Raw genomic sequence first — 6,543 nt, forward strand, 5'->3', positions numbered from 1 at the left:
GAACTGACCCGGGTCAGTTCTCAGTGGCAATCAACAGAACGCGATCTGAAAGTCGGGCTTTACTATCCGCCGACGATCGAGGACGAAGAAGAATACGAGATGTTCCTCGATTCTCCGGAGCTCGACGACCCCTATCGGATTTTCTTGCGATCGTCGTCGGGACTATCTGGTCTCGCTAGGCTCGAGCTTCCGGTCGAACGGCTTGAACAGTCCCAGTACCGGATGCTGTACGCCAACCACATCGCGATCATGGAGGCCTATCTGTGCGATCACCTGATCGACCTTATATCCTACGATGATGAGGTGCTGCGCGAATTTGTGCTCAAGCATCAGCCCCTGAAGTCGATGACGGTGCCTGTCCACTCCGTGCTAGGGCACCCCGACATCGCCAAGAAACAGGCGCTCAAATATCTCCGTGATTTCCTGTATCACAAGCTGGATGCGGTCCAGTCGATCTACAAAGACGCATTCGGGATCGACGTGTTTGCCAATGCGGCACGGAAAGAGGCCTTGGCCGAGATGATCAGGATCAGGCATGACCTCGTTCATCGCAACGGTCGAGACAAGGAAAGTGGGCAGGTGCGCACACGTTTGAGCCCGTTGAACTGTCCCGCGTTAGCCAAGCGGTCGGTGGGCTTGTGCATGAGATCGAGAATAGCTTGCAGCATCACGTCCGCATGAAGCGTTTTCGCCAGTTTGAAAATCCGCCACAAGCCGCAGCGCGGCCGGTTGATTTCAACGAGCTGAGCGATGAAGAGGCCGAGGCGGCGCGGGACTGATCGAGAACTGAATGAAGTTGCCGCGGCTGCTGACCCATAAACCGGGCAGACGAACGACTGCAACTAAAGAATACCCCATGCCCGAAACCTGCCCCTCCCGGTCATCTCTCTGAGCCCAAGCTCCAAGACGATCCGCCGCGCCGCCTGCGGCGTCACCTCCAGCGTTTTGGCCACCATGCCCGCCAACACCAATGGCTTTGCCATGACCAGCTCGACCAGTTCCGGCAATTTCGAAGACGTTCGTCTTCCCGACAATTTGCGCGCCATCAGCGTGCGGGCCAGCGCCAGCCGGTCATGCTCTTTCGTGCCGATCTCGGCGGCCGCCAAAAGCCCGTGGGTGATGGCCAGCAGCCGCGTCTCCCGATCACGACTTCGGCGCCGGTCGACGGGGATGGTTTTCAGGCCAAGGTTGACCGCCGCGAGATGAATTTGCGTGGTGACGCCGGCCTGGCGCAGCAGCGATGCGGCCAGCAGCCGGCCCATCCAGCCGGCATGCTGCAGGACGGCAATCTCGTTCCAGGCATCGAGCGCAACGATCGCCTGCAGCACCGCCGGAAAATCCTGGACCTGGCGCAGCACGACCCGCCATTCCTCCAGCCGCGCGTCCTCGTCCCAGTCGAGATCATAAACGAGAGAATCCTTCTCCCGAGCTCGAGCGCTTGTGGCGGGGCCGGGCTTCCTGGCCTGCGCAATGGCGGCCTCCGATCGGGCCAGGACCGCATCAATGGCGGCCAATTCAGCGTCGAACGCGCTGGAGCCATCATGTCCGTCATCGCCTTCCTCTCTCCCCTCCTCCGTCGGCAACCTCGTCCACCGCGGCCTGGTCGGCCGCACCGGCGCCCCCATCTCCCAATGATGCTGCAGGCCACGCCTGCCCGGGCCGCGTCTGGCGGAGGTTGCGCAGGCCTTTTTCGGACAGAGCCCAATCTGGCGGTTGAGACGCGATGCGGCGGCGGGTGCGCAACACGTCGCGGGCGATGGTGAGTTCGTGGGTTGGGGTGCGGGTGTCTCGGAAAGCGTCGTGGAGGACGAGGTCTTCGAGATGGACGAGTTCGCCGTCGATCCACAGCGAGGCACAGGCGTCGGTGAAGTGGGCCGCTCGATCCAGACCGCCCCGACCGGCGAGCGGGCGATGCGCTCGTCCAGCCGCGTCAGCGCGATGCCGGCGTCGAATGCCGGCCGCATCAGGGCTGACATGCTGATTTTCGAAACATCGTAAGCCGTTGAAATCATGGTAAAGGAATTGTTAAATGAAACCCATCTTGGAGTTCAGGTTCGCCACTGGTAATAATGCACTAGGCCACGCCTAGCCATCGATAAGTATCGCTTATCGGAGGTGAGGGTTTCGAGGCGCAGCATTGAGTGTCGGCCGCCCTGAATGAGCGGAAACACCCGGTTTTCCGGCCTTTCCGGCAGGTTTCGCGAGGTTAGGCGGAATAGCTGCGGCTATAAGAGCCGTGGTGAGCGGCCCGCTCCTCCCGGGCGACTGCGTGTTTCTCCGCGTTCTATTCCTCGGGCAGCGCTTCTTAACCCCTCCCCTCCCCCAAACTCCCTATTTCAGCCATTTCCGCCACAGATGGCCGCCAGAGCACGTTTGGCGCGGGTTATGTCCCGATGCCCGTTCGATACCGCTTTTCGAGTCTGACGGGGCTGCATTTAGACCATAAAACACGCTTGCAACTGGTCAGTTTCTCACGCATTCTTTATCTGTACAAAGCACCATAAAATCGCGCGAGAAAAACCATGGCAAAACGGCAAGCCGCCAATCCAGCGCCGGCCCCCAAACGTCTTATCGGCTATGCACGTGTTTCGACCGACGATCAGGTCCATGACGCGCAGATGGACGAGCTGCGCGCCGCCGGCTGTGAGCGGATTATTCAGGAGCACGGATCTGGCGCTTCACGGGCCAGGCCGGTTCTGACAAGACTGCTCGGCGAGCTCGCCGCCGGCGACGTGCTCGTGGTTGTCCGGCTGGATCGCCTCGCCCGTTCAGTCAGCCATCTGTTGCAGGTGATCGAGGATCTTGAAGAGCGCGGGGTCCATTTCCGGTCGATCCGCGATCCAATCGACACGTCCACGCCGCAGGGGATGTTTTCTCTTCAGGTGTTCGGGGCCGTCGCGCAGCTCGAACGGGCTTTGATCGCCGAACGAACCAGAGCTGGCATCAAGGCGGCAAAAGCGCGTGGCAAGCTGCCGGGCAATCCCGGACTTCGAGAGCGGCGACCAGAAGCGATCAAGGCAGTATCGAAGGCGCGAAACAAGCTCTATCTCGATGAGCTGATCTCGTCCGCCCAGACTTGGCTGCCGATGGTGCGTCAACTCCGGCCTCAACACAGCTGGGACAATGTCGTCCGGGTCCTCAATCGCCGGGGCCATGACTGGACGGTGGAACGCCTGCGCCGCGCGGTGCATCGGATGGTCCGCGAGAAGCTGGCCGAGCCCGAGCTGATCGCTCGCTCGCCCCGTCGTGCTCCAGAAGATCACCTGATGAAGCTCGTTGCGGCGATTGCCATTGCTGATCCCGGGCTGTCGCTGCGCGATATTGTCGCCCAACTGGATCAGATGGGTGAGCGGCCGGCGCGCGGTGGGCGGAAATGGCAGCCGTCCTCGGTCCGCCACCTGCTGGATGAGGCACATCGATTTGGCCTCATTCGTCATTGAGGGCGCGCAGCATCAGCTTGCCGATTGGTCGGCTTCTCGCGCGCCCTGTTTTGGAAGGCAGAGATTCCCAGCCGTAGCTTTCGACAATGCCGCGGGCCAACTGCCGGTACTCGGTTCCCGCGCGGAGATTTAGGATTGACGCCGCCCGCGGGTGGTCGCGCGTCGGGAGTCTCTAAGACTTCCCTATGACGAACACCGTTTCGTTCTGGATTTCCTGCCGTTTGCGGATGAGTGGCGCCTTCGGCTCCCTGCGCTCAAGTCCGCCATTCGGCTTGCCTCCAGTGCGGACGTCGACAGCCCGCCAAAGCCAATGTTTCTTGCCGGCAATCGTGATGACGACCTCATCGAGGTGCCATTTGTTGCCGAGCCTGCCGGCTGATCGCTTCCGGATATCGTTGGCGAAATGCAGACCGAACTTCTTCGCCCAGGGCCCTATGGGTTGGTGAGAGACGATGACGCCACGGGTTGCCAGCAGTTCCTCGACGATGCGCCGGCTGAGCTGACGCCGGAAATAGAGCCAAATGACATGAGCTATAACCCGTTGGCGACGATAAAGAGGGCCGCGAAAATCAGGTCATATCGCCAGAACCCACGTTCAGATCGTTGCGCGGGCAACGTTACGGTGCCCGATAGGCAGTCTGATTTCCCAAGTTGGCCGCGGCCAACTTTACATTTATCGTCATAAAATCCCTGTTTCCCGAGCATATTGGAATGGTTAGCGAATCGTGTCATCTTGCAAACGATTTTTTAGCACTTGTCGGTTAAAAAACGTATCGACAAGGAGATTACGATGTTGCAAGAAAATAGCGAATTTCTGGGTAGGCAGTCATCTGACGCTCGTATAGCGCAGCACGCCAGGAGGCTGTCTGACCAGCTTCAGACCTTGAGCGAACGGATGTTTCCCCCGACTGCGCAAAAGGCGTTGAAGACATTTTCTTCGACTGAAGCAGCATCTCTCGTGGGTGTATCAGACGGCTTTTTAAGAGCGCTGTCGATCGAGGGCAAAGGTCCCTCCCCTGATCTGTCCGACACTGGCCGACGGTCATACACCCTTGGGCAGGTAAACCAGCTTCGCGAATACATGGCCGCGGCCAAACCAAAGGATGCCGTCAGTTACCTCCCTCACCGGCGGCCTGGTGAAAAACTTCAGACTATAGCTGTTGCGAACTTCAAAGGCGGCTCTGCAAAAACTACGACGACCATCTACCTGGCGCAGTATCTTGCATTGCAAGGATATCGCGTGCTTGCGGTGGATCTGGATCCACAGGCCTCGCTGACCTCGCTGTTTGGTATTCAACCAGAGTTCGATCTGAGTGACGGCGACACGCTGTATGGTGCCATCAGGTACGATGACAAACAGCGTCCGCTAAAGGACATCATTCGCAAGACATATTTCAATGGCTTGGACCTAGTGCCTGGCAACCTCGAGCTTATGGAGTTTGAGCACGATACGCCTACTGCTATTCACCAGCGCAAGACTGGAGCCCAGGACATTTTCTTTAGGCGCGTAGGTCTCGCGCTGGCTTCAGTGGAAGAAGATTACGATATCGTCGTAATCGATTGCCCTCCTCAGCTTGGTTATCTGACGCTCGGTGCTGTCTGCGCTGCTACATCTTTGCTAATTACCATCCATCCGCAAATGGTGGATGTCGCTTCGATGTCTCAGTTCCTCCTCATGACTTCGGACTTGATGTCGGTCGTGCGCGAGTTCGGCGGCGAGTTGAATCATGATTTTATTCGTTATGTAGTGACGAGACATGAGCCAAACGATGGGCCACAAGCTCAGATCGTTGGTATGTTGCGAAGCCTTTTCGCCGAGGAGGTCCTGACTTCTACGGCAGTAAAGTCGACAGCGATTGCAGATGCGGGCCTTACCAAGCAAACACTCTATGAATTGCCTAGAGGCCAGATAAGTCGCAAGACCTTTGATCGAGCTGTTGAAGCCATTGATGCCGTGAATAGGGAGATCTTGGCAGAAATCCAAAAGGTCTGGGTGAGGTCATGAGCCGTCGAGACAAACTTGCGGGCATCTTCAGCGATACAGCAGCTGAGACGGCACAAAAGTTGGCCGCGGCCAACTCTGAACCCAAGCCCAAGGAAAACCAACGGGTCCTAGCTGGTCCCGTTCGATCCATGAGCTTGTCACTTGATCGCATGGATCAGGAAGCCAAAGCCCTGAATGAAGCGCTCCAGAACGGCGAAAGGATCGTCGACCTCGATCCGGAACTAATTGATATTTCCTTCGTTCGGGATCGTCTGGATGGCAATCTAACGCTCCAGGATGACCTGGTGCTATCTATAGAAGACAGCGGGCAGGAAGTGCCTATTCTTGTCCGAAAAAACCCAGCCGCCGAGGGTCGTTTCCAAGTTGCCTATGGCCATCGTCGATTAGCGGCCTGCAGGCTTCTCAAGCGGAAGGTGAGGGCGGTGATCCGCCCACTGTCCGACGACGATCTTGTTGTTGCGCAAGGTATCGAAAACACAGCCCGAAAGGACCTGTCGTACATTGAGCGGGCAACCTTTGCGCTGAACCTTGAGGGCAGGGGCTTCGGCCGCGACGTAATCATGAAAGCCCTTTCGACAGACAAGACTGAGCTGTCAAAAATGTTATCGGTTGCCAAAAGCATCCCATCGGACATCATCAGTTCTGTCGGAGCCGCCCCTGCAACTGGCCGACGGCGTTGGATGGAGCTGTCAGAGAAGCTTCAGGATACAGCCATGCTGGAGAAGGCCAGCTCCATTGTGCGGCATGCTGAATTTGGCGACATGGAGAGCGATCAGCGCTTCGTTCAGTTGCTGTCAGAGCTGTCCAAGACGGTGAACACTGCCGATGCGGAAGAAGCCTGGGTGCATCCCAGCAAATCACTTAGGGTTTCGTCCAAATCAAGGCCGAAGGGGGGCTACTCGCTCGACTTTACTGAGAAGGACGCGAGGCCGTTCGGCGAATGGATCAAGACAAATCTCGATGACCTCTACGAGGCCTTCAGGAAATCGTAAAAGACTTCAACGGGAGACTGAGGCGCAAAAGAAAAAGGCCCCCAAACGACCAAAGTCGTGGAAGCCCTTCTCGGTGTAAGCAACTTGAGAATCGCATTTCCCCGAA

General features: G+C 57.9%; 5 protein-coding genes and 2 pseudogenes. 5 read left to right on the forward strand and 2 right to left on the reverse strand.

Going from position 1 to position 6,543, the window contains the following annotated elements; genetic code table 11:
* Positions 1–681: hypothetical protein (locus LH464_RS23745; protein ID WP_226788879.1), on the forward strand; the 681-nt coding region annotated here is incomplete at its 5' end.
* A 161-nt stretch (positions 682–842) separates the two neighbouring features.
* On the opposite strand, the pseudogene LH464_RS23750 reads toward LH464_RS23745, so the two are convergent.
* Positions 843–2,012: pseudogene (locus LH464_RS23750) on the reverse strand (RHE_PE00001 family protein).
* Between the two features lie 510 nt (positions 2,013–2,522).
* Here LH464_RS23750 and LH464_RS23755 point away from each other — a divergent pair.
* On the forward strand, positions 2,523–3,440 hold the full coding sequence (locus LH464_RS23755) for a recombinase family protein (protein WP_226788880.1): 918 nt from the start codon (positions 2,523–2,525) through the stop codon (positions 3,438–3,440).
* 151 nt (positions 3,441–3,591) lie between these two features.
* Positions 3,592–3,819 (forward strand): hypothetical protein, encoded by a 228-nt coding sequence (locus tag LH464_RS23760; protein ID WP_226788881.1) that lies wholly within the window; start codon positions 3,592–3,594, stop codon positions 3,817–3,819.
* Here LH464_RS23760 and LH464_RS23765 read toward each other — a convergent pair.
* A pseudogene (locus LH464_RS23765) lies at positions 3,730–3,975 on the reverse strand (IS6 family transposase); the annotation flags it as partial. The gene LH464_RS23760 and the pseudogene LH464_RS23765 sit on opposite strands and share 90 nt — an antisense overlap.
* A gap of 255 nt (positions 3,976–4,230) precedes the next feature.
* Between LH464_RS23765 and repA the strand changes: the two are divergent.
* Positions 4,231–5,445 carry a plasmid partitioning protein RepA gene (gene repA, locus LH464_RS23770; RefSeq protein ID WP_226788882.1) on the forward strand — a complete coding sequence of 405 codons (1,215 nt, stop codon included), beginning with the start codon at positions 4,231–4,233 and terminating at the stop codon, positions 5,443–5,445.
* Positions 5,442–6,437 (forward strand): plasmid partitioning protein RepB, encoded by a 996-nt coding sequence (repB, locus tag LH464_RS23775; RefSeq protein ID WP_226788883.1) that lies wholly within the window; start codon positions 5,442–5,444, stop codon positions 6,435–6,437. The genes repA and repB overlap by 4 nt, the downstream gene beginning before the upstream one ends.
* Positions 6,438–6,543: the final 106 nt, after the last annotated feature.

Origin of the sequence: Pseudorhizobium xiangyangii (genome assembly GCF_020531965.1) — a bacterium.
Classification (GTDB): domain Bacteria; phylum Pseudomonadota; class Alphaproteobacteria; order Rhizobiales; family Rhizobiaceae; genus Neorhizobium; species Neorhizobium xiangyangii.